This is a genomic window from Bacillus sp. URHA0034, from assembly GCF_056280405.1.
In genome coordinates this window covers 4,215,217-4,231,272 of record NZ_JBWCDK010000002.1, presented here as the reverse complement: position 1 = coordinate 4,231,272, position 16,056 = coordinate 4,215,217, and the positions used below count along the sequence as shown (strand labels likewise).

16 protein-coding genes are annotated in these 16,056 nt (G+C 39.8%); 2 read left to right on the top strand and 14 right to left on the bottom strand.

The features are described from left to right. Positions 1-26: 26 nt before the first annotated feature. The 9 genes from gabT to ACZ9EE_RS22180 form a co-directional block, all read right to left on the bottom strand. Positions 27-1,397 (bottom strand): 4-aminobutyrate--2-oxoglutarate transaminase, encoded by a 1,371-nt coding sequence (gene gabT / locus ACZ9EE_RS22220; protein ID WP_476030646.1) that lies wholly within the window; start codon positions 1,395-1,397, stop codon positions 27-29. 81 nt (positions 1,398-1,478) lie between these two features. Continuing rightward, positions 1,479-2,852: a putrescine aminotransferase gene (locus ACZ9EE_RS22215; protein WP_476030644.1), complete on the bottom strand. Its 1,374-nt coding sequence runs from the start codon at positions 2,850-2,852 to the stop codon at positions 1,479-1,481. Between the two features lie 60 nt (positions 2,853-2,912). Then, positions 2,913-4,385, bottom strand: a complete 1,473-nt coding sequence (locus ACZ9EE_RS22210) for an aldehyde dehydrogenase family protein (protein ID WP_476033054.1) — start codon at positions 4,383-4,385, stop codon at positions 2,913-2,915. 393 nt (positions 4,386-4,778) lie between these two features. Continuing rightward, positions 4,779-6,902: a sigma-54 interaction domain-containing protein gene (locus tag ACZ9EE_RS22205; protein WP_476030642.1), complete on the bottom strand. Its 2,124-nt coding sequence runs from the start codon at positions 6,900-6,902 to the stop codon at positions 4,779-4,781. Between the two features lie 196 nt (positions 6,903-7,098). Then, complete coding sequence (locus ACZ9EE_RS22200; protein WP_476030640.1) at positions 7,099-7,347, bottom strand: biotin/lipoyl attachment domain-containing protein; 249 nt, start codon at positions 7,345-7,347, stop codon at positions 7,099-7,101. An 11-nt stretch (positions 7,348-7,358) separates the two neighbouring features. Further along, positions 7,359-7,655 carry an SAV0927 family protein gene (locus ACZ9EE_RS22195; protein ID WP_476030638.1) on the bottom strand — a complete coding sequence of 99 codons (297 nt, stop codon included), beginning with the start codon at positions 7,653-7,655 and terminating at the stop codon, positions 7,359-7,361. A 25-nt stretch (positions 7,656-7,680) separates the two neighbouring features. Further along, positions 7,681-8,955, bottom strand: coding sequence for a Glu/Leu/Phe/Val family dehydrogenase (locus ACZ9EE_RS22190; protein WP_476033053.1), 1,275 nt, complete (start codon positions 8,953-8,955; stop codon positions 7,681-7,683). Positions 8,956-9,203: 248 nt separating this feature from the next. After that, entirely contained in the window at positions 9,204-10,556 is a 1,353-nt protein-coding gene (locus ACZ9EE_RS22185; RefSeq protein WP_476030636.1) for an APC family permease, read from the bottom strand. A gap of 333 nt (positions 10,557-10,889) precedes the next feature. Continuing rightward, positions 10,890-11,486, bottom strand: a complete 597-nt coding sequence (locus ACZ9EE_RS22180; protein ID WP_476030634.1) for a cell wall hydrolase — start codon at positions 11,484-11,486, stop codon at positions 10,890-10,892. 378 nt (positions 11,487-11,864) lie between these two features. Here ACZ9EE_RS22180 and ACZ9EE_RS22175 point away from each other — a divergent pair, with 378 nt between their 5' ends. Beyond that, entirely contained in the window at positions 11,865-12,311 is a 447-nt protein-coding gene (locus tag ACZ9EE_RS22175) for a Dps family protein (protein ID WP_476030632.1), read from the top strand. A gap of 222 nt (positions 12,312-12,533) precedes the next feature. Here the strand turns inward: ACZ9EE_RS22175 and ACZ9EE_RS22170 are convergent, their stop codons facing one another. Next, positions 12,534-12,707: a hypothetical protein gene (locus tag ACZ9EE_RS22170; RefSeq protein WP_476030630.1), complete on the bottom strand. Its 174-nt coding sequence runs from the start codon at positions 12,705-12,707 to the stop codon at positions 12,534-12,536. 173 nt (positions 12,708-12,880) lie between these two features. Between ACZ9EE_RS22170 and ACZ9EE_RS22165 the strand changes: the two genes are divergently transcribed. Continuing rightward, a complete protein-coding gene (locus ACZ9EE_RS22165; RefSeq protein ID WP_476033052.1) occupies positions 12,881-12,961 on the top strand; it encodes a YjcZ family sporulation protein in 81 nt (26 codons plus the stop codon). An 88-nt stretch (positions 12,962-13,049) separates the two neighbouring features. On the opposite strand, the gene ACZ9EE_RS22160 is transcribed toward ACZ9EE_RS22165, so the two are convergent. The 4 genes from ACZ9EE_RS22160 to ACZ9EE_RS22145 form a co-directional block, all read right to left on the bottom strand. Beyond that, positions 13,050-13,457, bottom strand: coding sequence for a disulfide oxidoreductase (locus tag ACZ9EE_RS22160; RefSeq protein WP_476030628.1), 408 nt, complete (start codon positions 13,455-13,457; stop codon positions 13,050-13,052). Next, complete coding sequence (locus ACZ9EE_RS22155; RefSeq protein ID WP_476030626.1) at positions 13,450-14,163, bottom strand: DsbA family protein; 714 nt, start codon at positions 14,161-14,163, stop codon at positions 13,450-13,452. Before ACZ9EE_RS22155 ends, ACZ9EE_RS22160 begins: the two co-directional genes overlap by 8 nt. A 175-nt stretch (positions 14,164-14,338) precedes the next feature. Further along, positions 14,339-14,965 (bottom strand): YesL family protein, encoded by a 627-nt coding sequence (locus ACZ9EE_RS22150; protein WP_476030624.1) that lies wholly within the window; start codon positions 14,963-14,965, stop codon positions 14,339-14,341. 50 nt (positions 14,966-15,015) lie between these two features. Further along, positions 15,016-16,011, bottom strand: a complete 996-nt coding sequence (locus ACZ9EE_RS22145) for a LacI family DNA-binding transcriptional regulator (protein WP_476030622.1) — start codon at positions 16,009-16,011, stop codon at positions 15,016-15,018. Positions 16,012-16,056 lie beyond the last annotated feature (45 nt).

The following is a 16,056-nucleotide window of genomic DNA, read 5'->3' as shown; positions in this document are numbered from 1 at the left end:
GATAATTCTGCTTAAGAACATCCATATTATTCTCCTCCAACCGAAAAGGCAGGATTATTTTGATATACTGCTTCGATGGCTTCTTCAAGTATTTGTAATCCTTCTTCAAGCTGCTCATCCGTGATGGTTATCGGCATAAGCAGACGAATGACATTGCTGTAAATACCAGCACTTAACAGCATAAGACCTCGTTTAGCTGCCTCTTTGACCATTTTTCCAACTGCCTCTTTATCAGGTGATTGGGACTTACGATCCTTGACGATTTCCATCGCACACATTGCCCCAAGGCCGCGGACATCGCCAATCCCATCAAAGCGATCGGCTAGGAGCTGCATTTTTTCGATCACTCTCTCCCCAATTAGCCGCGCTCTGTCATTCAATTTCTCTTCTTCAATAATATCTAAAACTGTCAGGGCTGCCTGGCATCCAAGCGGGCTTCCGGCATAGGTTCCGCCAATCTCACCAATTTCAGGGGTATTCATGATTTCCGCCCTGCCGATGACACCGCTAATTGGAACACCTGCCCCCATCGATTTTGAAATGGTAATTAAGTCAGGGACGACATCAAAATGTTCAATCGCGAAATACTTTCCAGTTCTTGCAAAGCCAGTTTGAATTTCATCGGCGATAAACAAAATTCCATGCTGTGAACAGATTTCTCTTACCCTTTTTACAAAGGCCTTGTCGGGCACGATGAAGCCGCCCTCCCCTTGTACGGGCTCCATTACCACGGCTGCAATCGTTTCTGGAGCAACTTCTGCAACTAAGAATTGTTCAAATTGCTCAATCATCATGTCGCTATATTGTGTTTCGGTCATTCCTTCTGGACGGCGGTATACATATGGATAGGGTGCCTTATATACTTCTGGAGCAAATGGACCAAAGCCAAATTTATAAGGCTTGACCTTGCTTGTCATGGTCATCGTCATTAACGTTCTGCCATGGAATCCCCTTGTAAATGAAACAATCCCTTGGCGTTTTGTGTACTTACGGGCAATTTTAACCGCATTTTCAACGGCTTCCGCACCGCTGTTAAAGAAAGCGGCTTGCTTATCAAAATCACCTGGTGCAAGTGAACAAAGCCGTTCTGCTAACTCAATGTATGACTCGTACATCATCACATTGAAACCGGTATGGATAAATTGGCTTGCTTGTTCCTGCAAGGCTCTGACTACTCTTGGATGGGAATGGCCCACGTTCAAGGTACCAATCGCGCCGGCAAAATCAATATAATGATTACCGTCCACATCCTCAACAAGCGCACCCTCTGCTTTTTTTACGAAGGATTGGCAGTTATTACTGATTCCTTTTGGAACAAACTTATTTCTTCGCTCCAAGATTTCTCTCGATTTCGGTCCAGGTATTTCGGTTTGGAGCTTGACAAATTTCCTTTCCAATTTCTCACTCCCCCTTTATAGAAAATATAACACTCGGAGGATAGAAACTATCCTCCGTGTTCTTTTCTATACAAACAACGATTATCCCTTTACATGCTCTAAAACTTCTTTGAAATTTCTGACAACTTTATCTACCTCTTCAATACTGATCGTTAATGCAGGCTCGATTCGAATCGTTTTTGAGTTGATCAGGGTTCCAGCCACGAGGATTCCTCTATCAAACATACCCTTTGAAACCTCATAACCGATTTCATCCTGATGGAATTCGATGCCAATCATCAAACCTTGCCCGCGGATCTCCTGAACCTTATCTTCATGCCCTATGGCCGCTTGTTTTAATTCCTTTAGGAAATACTCGCCGACTTCTGCAGCCCGTTCAGGAAGTTTTTCTTCGATTAAAACACCAATTGTTGCAATCGCTGCCGCACAGGCTAACGGATTTCCGCCGAAGGTTGTGGTGTGCATGAATGGATTTGGGAACCAGCTTTTAAAGACTTCTTCCCTGGCGACGATCGCTCCAGCAGGCATAACACCTCCGCCAAAGGCTTTTGCAAGACAAATAATATCCGGTACCACCTCATATAATTCAGCGGCAAACATTTTTCCTGTCCGCCCCATTCCTGTCTGAACTTCATCAAAAATCAATAATGTGCCGTATTGGTCACAAAGCTCCCGGACTTGTTTGAGATAATTTTCAGGTGGGAGGATGATGCCCCCTTCACCTTGAATCGGCTCTAAAATGACGGCAGCAACATCTTCCCCGACTGAAGCACAAACTTCAAAGGTTTTTCGCATCATATCGATATCGCCGAATGGTACATGGCGGAAGCCTGGAATCAATGGTAAAAACGGCTTCCGGAACATGCCTTTTGCTGTTCCTGATAGCGAGCCTAAGCTCTTTCCATGGAAAGCACGGGTAGTGGAAATGAAGGTAGTCCGTTCACTGTACATTTTGGCAAGCTTTAAGGCCGCTTCCACACTTTCTGTCCCACTATTGGTAAAGAAGGCATATTTTAAATCGCCTGGTGTAATGTCGGCTAAAATTTTTGCCAGCATAGCACGAAGCGGGTCTAACAGGTCTTGGCTGTGCAGGGCCTGACGTTTAAGTTGATCCGTTACCGCTTTCAAAACCTTAGGGTTCCGATGTCCAACATTATAGATGCCAAAGCCGCCCAGACAATCAATATATTCCTTGCCATTTACGTCCTTAAAACAGGAACCGTTATCAGACCATTCCACTGCAGCAAATTGCCCGTCCTTTGTTACGGTCTTTCGATAAGAAAGGAAGCCTGGATTGACATGGTCACGGAACCCGTCGACGGTTTCTTTGGTGATCCAAGCTGCCTCTTCTTCATTAATTTCCTCTTTTTCTATTAATTCTAGAACCTTATTAATATATTCAGATACCTGTTCATTTTGCTTACTTTTTAACTCCTGCTTAAAATCAATACTCATAACATGTTTCCTCCCTATATAATGGTTTTGTCCTAAATAGTTGGTTTGATCGAATCCAAATCAGTTGGAGAACCAGCCAATGGGTTCAACTTGTAGATTGATATTAATTTGTTTAATTTCTTGGAATTCCTCAAGTCCGAACGTTCCAAGACTACGGCCAATCCCACTTTGCTTATAGCCGCCCCAAGGCGCTTCATTATAAGTAGGATGATAGGAATTAATCCAGGTGATCCCGGCGCGGAGCTTTTTAATCACCCTTAGTCCCTTAGCACCATCCTTTGTAAATACGCCTCCAGCTAACCCATAAACTGTTCCATTTGCTAGTTTTACTGCTTCCTCTTCATCTTTAAATTTTTGGATCACCACAACAGGTCCAAAAATTTCTTCCTGGACAATCCTCATCTCCTGCTTTACATTGACAAACACTGTTGGTTCGACAAAGTAACCTCTATCTAAGCCTTCAGCCACTATCCGATTTCCTCCGCAGGCTATTGTTGCACCTTCCTGTTTTCCAAGTTCAATATAATGAAGAACTTTCTCAAGGTGCTCTGCACTGACGAGCGGCCCCATTTCTGTTGAAGAATCATTTCCAGGTCCCACTTTAATCTTCCGTGCTCTTTCAACAAATCGGGCTACAAACTGATCATAAATACTTTCTTCAACAAGAATTCTAGAGCCTGCTGAACAAACTTGGCCAGACCCGGCATAGATTCCAAATAAGGCATAATCTACCGCTGTTTCAAATTCAGCATCCGCAAAAATAATATTTGGTGATTTTCCGCCTAACTCCAGGGATACTTTTTTCATCGTGTCTGCTGCCGTCTTCATGATATGCTTCCCGGTTTTCGTACCGCCTGTGAACGAAACCATATCCACTTCAGGATGAGAAGCAATTTCATTTCCGACGACTGCTCCAGCTCCCATGACCATGTTCGCTACCCCTTTTGGCAGTCCTACTTCCTCAAAGATTTCAAATAATTTTTTCGGGGTAATCGGAGTGACTTCTGATGGTTTATAAACAATCGTATTCCCTGCAGCTAAGGCCGGAGCAATTTTCCAAACACTCATTAATAAAGGATAATTCCACGGAACAATTAAACCACAAACACCTACAGGCTCACGGACGACCATCGCCTGCATTGGGTCAGCAACATGATAGGTCTGGCCGTCAGGCTTGGTAATTAAACCTGCATAATAGCGGAAGCAGGCAGCCGCATCAGCCACATCAAAGCCTGCCTCTCGCAAGGGCTTTCCGTTATCCATTGTTTCAAGCTGTGTTAATTCCTCTGCATAGGCATCAATTTTATCGGCAATTTTTAATAAATACAAAGCTCTCTCCTGAGCTGAGATTCCTGACCAAACACCCGTATCAAAAGCCTTCCGTGCGGCATAAATCGCAGTACGGGCATCAGCAGCCGACCCTTCAGGAGCGTAGGCTATAATTTCTCCATTAGCAGGATTGTAAATTAGTCGTGTCTGCTGATTTTCTGCATCTTTCCACTCACCATTAATAAACATCTTAAGGTCTTCCACTCGGTTTTTTACTTCGACCATTTTATTTCCTCCTTTTTTCACCCTCACTTAAAGTATTGCAAGAAGCGTGCCAATTGATAAATACGTTAACTTCTAGGCCTTTTTAAAAAGGCTCTGTTAAATTTGGCTGTTGATTTCCACTCCTGGCGCTCGCTTTCCGCGGGCGTGCCGGGGAGCCTCCTCGGCGCTAGAAGCGCCTGTGGGGTCTCCCCTGCCCCGTACTCCCGCAGGAGTCGAGCGCCTTCCGCTCCAATCAACAGATTATAAAAAACAACAATATTGTTTACCAGAGCCTTCAAAAATTATCGCTTAATGTTATTCAATTTTGCATAACTCTATTTCAATGTGCATAAAAAAAGCTGACTCAGATTATTTTCTGAATCAGCTTAAACTTTAGAGAGATGAGTAGTTTTCCTTTTTGCTATTTTTCTCGGTTACAATTTTTTGATACTTCCGGCTAACAGAAGATTGGCTAATTCCCAAGGCTTTGGCCGCCTTCGTGGTGGTCTTGTACTGATCCATGGCCATCACAATTAACTGTTCCTCCACGTAATCAATCGCATCCTGTAAAGGGATCACCCGGGTAATCACAGGCTTCATCTTTTTATGTTCATATCCTAGTGATAAAAATTGACTAACAAACTCGGCGTCAATAGACGAATGGTCAGCAGTCACTACTAATCTTTCAATAATATTCTGCAATTCCCTAACATTACCGGGCCATGAATAAAATTCGAGCACATTAATCGCATCTGGGGTCAGATGATAATTACGTTCGTATTTTTCGTTTAATAGCTGAAGGAAATGAAATGCTAAAAGTGAGATATCCTCGGTCCGTTCCCTTAGCGGCGGAATATGTAACGGTATGACATTTAATCGATAATACAAATCTTCACGGAAGGTGCCTTCTTCTACCATCTTGGCAAGATTTTTATTCGTGGCTGCAATAATTTGGACATCCACCTTAATCGGTATAGTACTTCCAATCGGAATCACCTCATGTTCCTGAAGGATCCGTAACAATTTCACTTGAAGGTGGAGCGGCATCTCGCCGATTTCATCAAGGAATAAAATCCCACCATCAGCTTGTTTAAAATATCCATCCTTACCGTTCTTATCGGCTCCCGTGAAAGATCCCTTTGCATAGCCAAACAATTCACTTTCGAGCAGATTATCTGGAATCGCTCCACAATTTAACTTTAGAAACGGCTTATCGGAACGTTTGCCTAATTGATGAATGGCCTGAGCAATGACCTCTTTTCCTACTCCTGATTCCCCGTGAAGAAGGACAGTCGAGGAAAAGTCCGCAATTTTTTTAACCTGATGCATGATTTTTTCCATTTTCGGACTGCAATAAATGAGCTTTTTCAAAAAACGATCTTTGGTCTTAAAATCATCTAATTCCTTTTTATACTTTTCTGATATTTCCCTCATTTCCTGCAGTTCACTCTTCAATCTAGTTGTTTCTGTAATATCTCTGGATGCAACAATAATGCGGTCCAGTTTATTTTGTTCATTAAAGACAGGATTCCCAACCGCTAAAATTTTTCTGCCGTTTAGTGTTTCTTGAACAACGGAGACCTTTTTCTTCTTTTCAATAACCAGCCTGGTAACGGATGGAGTAAACAGGCCCCGGTCCTCAAGCTCCAGAATATTTTTACCAATTAGCTCCTTTAAATCTACCTTCCAAAAATCGTGTATGATATTTTCACTGAAGCGGATTAGTTCGCCTTTGGCGTTAACGACGAGAATTTCATCATAAATACTCGACAGGATGGCATTCAAGTCTTTATTCAGATCTTTTATATGCTCAATTTCCATTGCCATTTCTTCCACCATTGGAAGATCTTGAACTACAATAATGATTCCTTCCACTTCATGGTCATAGTTTAAGATAGGACTATAATCGACTAGGACCCCCATCTCATTCGTTATTTCAAGATGGTTAAGAAGGGTCTTTCCAGTTGAAAAGACTTTCTGAATATGATGGCTGCTAAAAATAGTTTCTGCCGGAAAATTCAACACTTTTTCTGCTGTTGATTTAATCATTTTTAACCCAGCATCATTACAATTTATAATTGTTTTTTCTTTGTCTACTACAAAGATCCCCATTGGAATTGAGGTAAGAATAATTTTTAGTAAATCAACACTTTTATTTTCTTGTTTAAACAGCTCGGCGAGAACATCTTCTCTAAGTATGTAACCAGATGGTGTTCCATCAGCCCCTTTAATAATGGCAAAGGGTTCACCAATAATTTGAAACAAAACAGGCAGGGGAATTTTCTCACTCAGGTGACAGATACTATCAATCGGTTTCGCCTGTTTAAGTAAGATTTCAACGGATACAGACTCCCGTTCCTGATTGCTAAAGTGTACATAGGCAAAAAGTTGATTTTCCTTTTTAAAAAATAAAAAAGGTTCTTTTAGCGTATTTAAAGTTGTGCGAAAGACTTCCTCACTTTCATCCACTGCGATTGAGATAATTGGTTTTATCTTTTCTTTTGCCACGGAAAACATCACGAAGCCCCCTTATTTAACCTTGTTACTAACATACTACCACTTTATTTAGAACTTTTCTTTGAAAACTGATTGATTGGCGAGCCCCAAAAGGCGAAAACAGAAGCGTAGTTGCACACATGCCTGAAAGGAAAGTTTGTTTTCGTTTCGGCTAAAAAAGAGATGTGGAATTAACCACATCTCCTTTTTCGAGCATTTAATCACTGCCGGTGACAAATAAATCTTCTTTTATAAAAGCAAGCACCATCCCAGGAATCACTTCATCGCCCTCCTGGACTTCTAATGATTCGATTTTACCACTGACATTTGTTTGGATGGTTTCTACATAACCTGTTTCTGTTTTGATCATGAATAACGTTTCCCATTCATAAATTCTTGCTTCATCCTTAACCGAAACTTTTTCCACCTTTCCATTACACGGACTTAGAACTACTCCAAAATACATGTCTCTCACTCCTATTCGATATATTGTTCCTGAAAAGGCTGTGTCTGTAAAACTAGGCTGAAGAAATTCTGCAATTCTGATATATCTTCTTCTTCAATTCCCAGGCGCTCCGCCCAATGCTGGTCTTGGTGGGTATCCTCCTGACAGAGCAGGACCATATTTCCTGACTGGAGCGAGGTGACCATCGCCTTACCAAAAAAATAACTCGAGTGGCCAATCGTTAAATCATAGCGATGATGATTCGTAATTAAACAAAAATAGTGTAATAGTTGGTTTTCCTTTTGTTCCGATAAGATCTCAATCTTCATAAAAGTTCCTCCCCAAAGTCGGTAATTAATATTTCAGCCAGCCTCTGAGCCTGGAAGATTCCGCTAACCGTTGAATGCCTTCAATATAGGCGGCAATTTTCATATTGACGCTATATCTTTTTGACGTGTTATAGACATTTAAAAAACTGGCCGTGATTTTTTCCTTTAGACGTGAATCAACCAAATCATCTGTCCAATAATAGCCTTGATTGTTTTGACACCATTCGAAATAGGAGACAATCACACCCCCTGAGTTGGCCAGAATATCTGGGACTACAAGAATTTCTCGATTATCCAGGATTTTTAATGCCTCTTTTGTTGTTGGACCATTTGCAGCCTCGATGACAATTTGACAATTTAATTTACTAGCATTGTATTTGTTAATCACTCCTGAGATTGCGGCTGGGATCAAAATATCACAATCTTTTTCGAGTAATTCCTGGTTAGTGATCGAGTCGTTAAATCGATTAGATACAATTCCAAACGAGTCCCTGCTTTCAAGCAAATAAGGAATATCTAAACCATTTTCGTCATATAACCCGCCTAAAACATCACTAATCCCGATTACCTTAACACCTAAATCATATAGATACTTCGCAAGATAGCTGCCGACATTGCCAAAGCCTTGGATAATGATACGGGTGTCGTTTAATTGCATCTTCTTCAATTCACAGACCATTTGAAGTGTATATAAAACTCCTTTAGAAGTTGCTGTTTCCCTTCCAATTGATCCCCCTAAGGCAATTGGTTTCCCGGTAATAAATCCCGGGGAATCAAATTCACGAATATGATCATATTCATCTAGCATCCAAGCCATTATTTGGGAATTTGTATACATATCAGGTGCGGGAATATCTTTTGTCGGCCCAACCATTTGGCTTACCGCCCTGACATAGCCTCTGCTCAGCCGTTCTAATTCATCTAAACTCATATGACGAGGATCGCAGACAATTCCACCTTTCGCACCACCGTATGGCAGACCGGTTATTCCGCATTTTAAACTCATCCAGCCTGCTAGTGCCTTTACCTCTTCCGGTGTCACGTCCGGGTGAAAACGGATCCCGCCTTTTGTCGGTCCTGGTGCATCATTATGCTGTGCACGGTAGCCTTGGAAAATTTCCGTATTTCCGTTATCCATGCGAACAGGGATACTTACCTCTAAAAAGCGCATCGGTTTCTTTAAGAATTCAAATACCTGTGCAGGATAATTTAGAATGTTAACCGCTTCTCTAAGCGTCTCCTGGAACTCAATCAAAGAATTCTCCTTTTCCTTACCTGCCTCATTCTTTTTAACCCCTATTGATTCGATTGACACTTTAACACCTCATTTTTTATTGTTATTATGTTAATAGCAATTTTCGTGCCAACTTCGCTTCAGCGTTCATCCTGCGGTTTTTTAAAATTTTTCCTGCTGGTTTTATGAAGGTTTGATTGGATTATTCCGTTTTGCATAATTGGAGAAGCTGCGGCTTAATAAGAAAACGCATTCGTACAATGGAATGCGTTTAAGGTTGGATATTCTTTTAGTGGCTAACGATTGTTTCAATATTATAAGGAAGAGGTTCTTTCCGCCTCATCTAGATTTAAATCGGCAATTTTAATCGTAAAGAATCTTGTCTGGAAGAGCATATAAACAATTCCAATTCCTATCCAAACAAGCCCGCCAATTAAAGCATCCGCTTGCAAGTTATACCATAAGATCCCTGTTAATCCTGCACCAAGGATTGGCATGATGAGGTAAGAAAAAATATCTTTTGTCGTTTTATATCTCTTTTGTTTGAAGATAAAATGAGCGATTACGGATAGGTTAACAAAGGTAAAAGCAATTAAAGCACCAAAATTAATAAAGGAAGAAATTAATTCTAAGCTTGGGGCGATGGCCAGTAACGAAACCACTCCAACAAGGATGACATTAGAAATTGGGGTCCGGAATTTTGGATGGACATAACCAAAGGTTTTTTTCGGCAACACACCGTTACGTCCCATAACATATAAGAGCCTAGATACACTAGCATGGGAAGCAAGTCCAGATGCTACGGTTGCAGCAAAAGCACCAGAAAGGAAAATTAGCTTAAAAATAGTTCCACCAACATACAAGCCGATCTCCGGCAGTGTATCGTCGGTAACCTTGAAACCTGAAACATTTGGGAATAAGGCTTGCGCGAAATAACTACAAACGAAAAAGATTGCCCCGCCGATAAAGACTGTCAACATAATTGCTTTCGTCATGATCTTTTGATCAATCGCTTCCTCTGCATACATCGTTACCGCGTCAAATCCGATAAAGGAGAAACAAACCACGGTTGCTCCAGTTAAAACGGCACCAAGGTGGATATTAGAGTGGAATAATGGTTGGGTGGTTAAAAAAGTCCCCTGCCCCATCCCTTTGGATAGTTGAACGAAGGCTAGCACAATAAAGGCAGCAATTAAGACCACTTCAAATACGACCAGCAATGAATTTAAACTAGAGGTTTTCCCCATGCTCCAGGCATTAAGTGCTGTGACCATTGCCACATAAACGACAACCCAAATCCATGCCGGAACACTTGGGAAGACTGATACCATATAAATTCTAATAATCAAAGCATTGACCATAGGCAGCAGGATATAATCAAGTAACGCTGCCCAGCCCACAAGGAAGCCAAGATGCGGGCTCATCGTTTCTCTTGTGTACGTATAAGCTGATCCGGCACTCGGGAAAACGCTTACCATTTTACCGTAACTAATCGCAGTAAATAACATCACAACCAATGCGGCAAGATACGCAAGTGGAACAACTCCATTCGTCTCGTCCGACACGATTCCAAATGTATCAAACACAATCGTTGGTGTCATATACCCCAGTCCAAGCATGACAATTGCCCATAGTCCAAGGGACCGTTTAAGAGTAGCATTCTCCAATTTTACCAACTCCCCTTTTCATTTCAGATGAATTATCAAAAAATCAATTAATTTGACGCAGTTTTTATTTTTTCTCAGCACATGAAACTTTTATAGACAAACAATCAGCCGTTCATTTTCCCCCTATCATAAATGAATTACCTACTATTTTGAATAATGCAATTATTATGCCAACCTCTCTTTTTTTATAAATTGCCGTACTAGTTGCATTTCTTCCACAATGATCTATGTAATTTTGCATAACCTAATCCCAATTGCATAAAAAAACAGCAAAATTCTCAAATGAATTTTGCTGTTTTTCGTGAATACTAGCTATTTTGTTAGACATACTAATTATCGTGCGAACCTGTGATTTCCGATCGTAACTGTTACAGGACGTGATAAGATCCAAGAGCTTGATGAGGTTTTAGGATTGTAGAAATATAAAGATCCGTTCCCTTTTCCTGTTAGAGCAATTGCTTCATTGACAGCTTTTTTTGAAGCAGCATCAGCAGGCTTATTAATTTGTCCGTTTTCTACAGGAGTAAACGCATAATGTCCGTATGCAACCTGATAAATGACACCCTTTACTGAATTGGGGAAATCAGCACTTCGAACTCTATTAATAATAACAGTCGCAACTGCGACTTTCCCTGCATACGGTTCTCCAACTGCCTCGGCATGTACAAGACGAGCCATCAAGTCTTTCTCTGCTGCCGTATAAGGAGAGTTTGGTATTAACATATTTCTTCCCGCATAAAGAGGCACCGATTTATTTGTCGTCATTAAGCTGTTAACGGGTACACCGAACCCCTTTGCTATCTTCCAATAGGTTTCTCCATATTGGATTTTGTGAGTAGTTGTAGCGGCTTCTGTTTGATTGGTTAAAGTAAATGCTGAAATTGAAAACATTAATCCAGCGGCTACTATTAGTTTTTTTAACTTTTTCATATATATTACCTCCTAGTAGTCGTTCGTTTGTCTACTACTAGGCTATCAGATGTAATATATCTATTCATCGTCCAAAATTTAGTAATTCACATTTAAGGCTCTTAGCCATTGCTATCAAACAACTAAACTAGCATTAGTTAAAATTATCCATTCGCTTACAATTTCCATGAATATCATTTGAAGGAAAAATATTGTTCTATTTTTACAAAAGGTTTCAACGCTGTAACAATCCACCTTACACTTAAATACTCACAGAGAAGGCATTTTGGATTGAATTCTTCACCAAATTGCCATCAAATTCCTTGAATTCAGCAGGATTTCCTTTCAATTCTTTGGTAATAATAAGATAGAAGCTAATTTGAAGGAGGATTTTCAATCATGGAAAGTCAGTTAGTTAGTGTACTTAATAAGCAAATTGCAAATTGGTCTGTTCTGTATATGAAGTTACATAACTATCATTGGTACGTAAAAGGCGGTCAGTTTTTTACCCTGCATGCTAAATTTGAAGAGTTCTATAATGAAGCAGGCCTTCATGTTGATGAACTAGCAGAGCGGTTACTGGCTATTGGAGGAAATCCGGTCGCAACGATGAAAGAATGTCTAGAACTTTCTTCGATCCGTGAAGCATCAGGCAGTGAAACCGCAGATGAAATGGTTCAATCGGTTATCAATGACTTCTCGATTGTCATTGGAGAACTAAAGGAAGGCATGAGCCTTTCAGAGGAAGTAAATGACGAAACAACCGGAGATATGCTTCTGGCTATTCATTCCGGATTAGAAAAACATGTATGGATGCTGTCAGCATTCCTTGGAAAATCCCTGTAAAGTAATAAGAAGGTGTCCCAAAAGTATAACTTTGAGGGGCACCTTCTTTCTTATATTTTAAAATAGTCTGTTGATTTCCTCTCTAGGCGCTTCGCTTTCCCCGGACCCGTACTCCCGCAGTAGTCTTCGCGCCTTCCGCTCCAATCAACAGAGTGTGCAAAAATTTTCATCAACCACCTTTTGGGTCAGCCTCTTAGACTTTTTTTATTGCTGCAGAAATTGTTAATTGTTTTTATCGATAAAAGGCGATCTTTGATGCGCCCTTCTTCGCCGTGGAGATGGTCTTTTACCAGCCTGTAACAGGGTAAATAACCCGCCGCCCACTATCATAATCAGTCCTGCTGTCTCATTTTGCATGTTGATCTGTGAACCAGCGATTAATGCACCTGTCCCCATACAGCCAATACTATTTTCCTTGTTTTTCCTGCCTGATGTCCTGCAATGCTTTCACAGGACTCCCTAATCAAAGCACCTATTTTTGAATTTTTTTATATTCTAAGCACTTGTCCATTTCAATTTTCCATGCTCCTTCATAACTTATAATAAAGCAGCAAAGGAGGTGGATAACTATGGGAAACAATAACAGCTTCGCTTTAATCGTTGTATTGTTCATTCTTTTAATCATCGTCGGTGCATCTTGGATGTACTAATTCTAAATAACACGATTGTTAAGATGAACTGAGGTAAGACAAAAGGAGCGAAAAAACGTCTAGTTTTTTCACTCCTTTTTTTGTTGTATTAAGCTTTTGGGCGGCGCGACATAATGAGTAAACTGACTGTAATAATTGTAAAAGCAATAAATGCTAACAACGGAATGGTTATAAACCCGAGCCAGTTAATATAGTCCTTGGAACATGGCACACCGGTTGTACACATTTCGAATTGCTGTAAGTACGGGAGCTTCTGCAATAGGGTATGGTATCCGGAAATCAGCATCCCAATGATTGATAAAGGGAGGACATACCGATAAATCCCCTGATCATTACGATAGAAGGCAACGCCTAGAATAATCGTTAACGGATACATAAAGATGCGTTGATACCAGCAGAGCGTACATGGGATAAAGTGCATGACCTCACTGAAGTAAAGACTGCCAAGTGTCGCGATGATAGCAGCAACCCATGAGAGCAGCAAAGGCTTATTCATTAGGGTTCCCCTTTGCTGCTTTATCGACCATTTTCTTCAGGTCATCAATGGTTTGACCTTCAAACATCTCCCCGTTCACAAAAATGGTTGGAGTACCGGTAACACCTAATTTTTCAGCGTATGCCATATCCTTGTTCCAAGCAGCCTCACTGTCTTTTGATTGGAAGTTTTTCACAACCTTATCCACTTCTTGATCGCCGACAATTTCTTTTAACGTATTCGTTAAGAATTCTTCCGTAAAAACATCCATCTTCTCATATTTAGATTCTGTTGGTTGTTTTTTATATAGGAGTTCATGAAACTTCCAAAATGTTTCATTTCCTAATTCCTTGAAGACTGATTCAGCAAATTTGGCTGAGCGAACCGAATCTGTATTAATAAAGGAATCATTCATAAAATAGAATTTAGCTTTTCCTGTGTCAACCAACTCTTTTTCAATAACAGGTACCACATTCGTTGCAAAGTTTTTGCAGTTAGGACACTTATAATCGCCAAATTCGAGTATCGACACGGGTGCTGCCTTTTCCCCTAAAAAGGGCTGGTTGGAATAATCAATCTTATTTGCTGTGGTCGTCTCTTGTTTTTTGTTATGATTCCCTAAAAATATAAATGCCGCAATACAGACTACCACTAATCCAATTACCCAAAAGGTAAACTTCGCTGATGAATTACTTCCACTTTTTTGATTGTTCTTCTTATTTGCCATATTGTTACTCCTTTTATCTCAATTCACCTATTAACACCTTCGTCCTATACTTTTAAATTTTACTATAATGCAAATGAAAAGGACAAGAGTATGGCCCCAGGTTTAAATCCAAATGAATAGAAGCATTCGCAAATTGACGAATGCTTCTATTTTCAGAATATGTGCTATCTATTATTTATTTATTTATTGCAGACGGTTTCTTCTTAACACCAGACAGCTCCATTTTTTGAAAGACACGATTACACAGGGAAAAATTAATATAGGCACCTATACTAAATAGAATTAACGTAAACGCAGGCAGATACATCAAAATGACTACAAGTAAGGCAAACACCCCAAGAATAGACAAGGTGATTGGGAAGTTTGCAATCGCCATAAAAAAGGAACTTTTAATTGCATGTTTCCATGTAATTTCATAATGAGACATAACTGGAAACAAATAGGCAGTCGTCCCTGTAAATAATAAGCTTATCATGAGCAAAGGTATCAATATTATGTATTTTGCTCCTGATTGGTCTTGGTTCAAGTAAAAATAATTGAAGTATAATAGTACTGAAACTGCCGTCCAGATTAGACCTATGATAAAACTTTGATTAAAGTTTTCTTTCAGATAACGGAAGTAATTTCTGACTACACTTGTATCTTGATGTAATTGCCATTGCCGTACAACACTAAACATTGCTGCTGTTGCAGGTACGATGGTGACAATAGGAAGGCAAGAAAGAATCCAAAAGGTATTTAATATAAAGAGATTGGATAGCCGATCAACTACTGCGTAAAATCTACTATCGATTATATTCATTTCTTTCACCCAATTCTATTAAAGGTTTTTAATCAACGTAGTGCAAAGGATTAAATTGATTGTCCTATAATAATTTGATAATCCAGTAATGTGGAACTCTCAGTTGTAAATTGACCATGTTCGATTTTGTGAACCAAACTTTCAGCTGCCTTAAACCCGATACATTCTACAGGATATTCTACAGTTGTTAACTTGGGGGTAATGTATTTTAGTACATCAATATTATCAAAACCCATTAACCCAACATCCTTGGGGATTTCTAGTCCTTTCGCCTTTAAATAATTCATCACTTCTAGTGCATACAAGTCACAAGAACAAACTATAGCTGTCTTGTTATTTTTAATAAAGTCAATCTCTTCCAGTTCTTCTAGATAATCATTATGCTTTATTATTAATGGTGGTTCGACAATCCCTTTCATAGTTAACCCTTCTAAAAATCCTTTTAATCTTTCTTCCTGAGTATACATATTTGATTTTCCAAGGTATTTTAGGGGAGGACAAATATAAACGAAATTCTTATATCCTCGATTCACAATATAATTTGCCACATCCCTCATCGATGATCTTTCCCGAATCCCTATATAATCCCATTTGTCGGATAAAAAGTTGAATATAGTAATAATTGGTATCGAAAAACCTTGTAGATATTCTTCAAACTCCTTGCCTTGGTTGACAGTAAATAAAATAATGCCATCGACCTTATGATTGACTAAATATTCAAGACATTGCTTTTCGTTATCTGAATTCTTGTCCGTTAAGGCAATATAGAGATGATAGCCAAGCTCTCTTGCTTTCAACTCAACAGCATTTAAAAGCTGAGCAAATGACCGATTATATAGATCAAATAGGACAATTCCTAACGTCATCGTTCTACCTTTTACCAGACTCCTTGCTGTTAAATCAGGGCGGTAGTTTAATAATCTGGCAGCCTCTAAAATACTCTTTTTAGTTTTCAATTTGATACCGGGCCGATTATTTAATGCTCGATCCACAGTACCTGGTGAAACACCACAATATTTCGCTAAATCTTTTATTGTTACTCGCATAGTGAGTTCCTCCACTATTTGCTGCTTTGTTATTTTTGAGAAAGG

Bases quoted from the DNA above. Each gene is read 5' to 3' on its own strand.
- ACZ9EE_RS22215 (WP_476030644.1), bottom strand. From the start codon at position 2,852: ATGAGTATTGATTTTAAGCAGGAGTTAAAAAGTAAGCAAAATGAACAG.
- ACZ9EE_RS22205 (WP_476030642.1), bottom strand. From the start codon at position 6,902: ATGTTTTCCGTGGCAAAAGAAAAGATAAAACCAATTATCTCAATCGCA.
- ACZ9EE_RS22200 (WP_476030640.1), bottom strand. From the start codon at position 7,347: ATGTATTTTGGAGTAGTTCTAAGTCCGTGTAATGGAAAGGTGGAAAAA.
- ACZ9EE_RS22195 (WP_476030638.1), bottom strand. From the start codon at position 7,655: ATGAAGATTGAGATCTTATCGGAACAAAAGGAAAACCAACTATTACAC.
- ACZ9EE_RS22180 (WP_476030634.1), bottom strand. From the start codon at position 11,486: ATGAAAAAGTTAAAAAAACTAATAGTAGCCGCTGGATTAATGTTTTCA.
- ACZ9EE_RS22175 (WP_476030632.1), top strand. From the start codon at position 11,865: ATGGAAAGTCAGTTAGTTAGTGTACTTAATAAGCAAATTGCAAATTGG.
- ACZ9EE_RS22170 (WP_476030630.1), bottom strand. From the start codon at position 12,707: ATGGGGACAGGTGCATTAATCGCTGGTTCACAGATCAACATGCAAAAT.
- ACZ9EE_RS22165 (WP_476033052.1), top strand. From the start codon at position 12,881: ATGGGAAACAATAACAGCTTCGCTTTAATCGTTGTATTGTTCATTCTT.
- ACZ9EE_RS22160 (WP_476030628.1), bottom strand. From the start codon at position 13,457: ATGAATAAGCCTTTGCTGCTCTCATGGGTTGCTGCTATCATCGCGACA.
- ACZ9EE_RS22155 (WP_476030626.1), bottom strand. From the start codon at position 14,163: ATGGCAAATAAGAAGAACAATCAAAAAAGTGGAAGTAATTCATCAGCG.
- ACZ9EE_RS22150 (WP_476030624.1), bottom strand. From the start codon at position 14,965: ATGAATATAATCGATAGTAGATTTTACGCAGTAGTTGATCGGCTATCC.
- ACZ9EE_RS22145 (WP_476030622.1), bottom strand. From the start codon at position 16,011: ATGCGAGTAACAATAAAAGATTTAGCGAAATATTGTGGTGTTTCACCA.